This window comes from Bacillus sp. JJ1764, from assembly GCF_036962145.1.
Classification (GTDB): domain Bacteria; phylum Bacillota; class Bacilli; order Bacillales; family Cytobacillaceae; genus Neobacillus.
This window is the reverse complement of record NZ_JBALNY010000128.1, coordinates 1-745: the sequence shown is the minus strand read 5'-3', so window position 1 is coordinate 745 and position 745 is coordinate 1. Positions and strand designations below refer to the sequence as shown.

2 protein-coding genes are annotated in these 745 nt (G+C 33.3%); both read left to right on the top strand.

From position 1 onward, the window contains the following. Nucleotides 1-99: 99 nt before the first annotated feature. The gene (locus V7083_RS17330) at nucleotides 100-363 is read left to right on the top strand and encodes a metal-sensitive transcriptional regulator (RefSeq protein WP_335480168.1); all 264 of its coding nucleotides are present in this window, start codon (nucleotides 100-102) and stop codon (nucleotides 361-363) included. A 92-nt stretch (nucleotides 364-455) separates the two neighbouring features. Further along, on the top strand, nucleotides 456-745 hold a 290-nt coding region (locus tag V7083_RS17325), incomplete at its 3' end, for a DsrE/DsrF/DrsH-like family protein (RefSeq protein ID WP_335480165.1).

Sequence of the window (745 nt, the reverse complement as noted above, 5' to 3'; positions counted from 1 at the left end):
TGATTTGTTTCATTGTTGACGTCTTAATGATATATTTTATTATATAAATTATTAACACTTATTATATAAGGAAAATATCTTGAAAAAGGAGGCATATCAATGGATTATAATGATCAAATGAAAAATAGAGTAAAACGAATTGAAGGACAATTAAGAGGAATTTTAAAAATGATGGAAGATGGCAAGGACTGCAAAGAAGTCATCACCCAGTTATCTGCAACGAGAAGCGCCATTGATCGCACCATTGGAGTTATTGTAAGTTCCAATTTAGTTGAGTGTGTTCAAAGAGCGAATGAAGAGGGAGAAAAAAGTATGGAGGAATTAGTAAAAGAGGCAGTTAATCTGCTTGTAAAAAGCCGATAAAAAAGGGTTGACACCCTCTTTTATTTTCCATAAAATTATACCCATAGGGGTAACGGTAATTAATAAGATAACTATTCCACGGAGGTAACAACATGTCAGAAAACAAAAAAACAACCATTGTCTTATTTAGTGGTGATTATGATAAAGCAATGGCTGCTTATATTATTGCCAATGGAGCAGCTGCTTATGATCACGAAGTAACGATTTTTCATACGTTTTGGGGATTAAATGCCTTACGGAAAAATGAAAATATTCAAGTGAAAAAGGGCTTCATGGAAAAGATGTTTGGAAAAATGATGCCGAGAGGCGCTGATAAAATGGGACTTTCCAAAATGAACTTTGCCGGATTTGGGCCAAAAATGATTAAAGATATTATGAAAAA

What these genes read in the sequence shown, in the direction of transcription:
- V7083_RS17330 (WP_335480168.1), top strand. Translation starts at nt 100, where the DNA reads ATGGATTATAATGATCAAATGAAAAATAGAGTAAAACGAATTGAAGGA.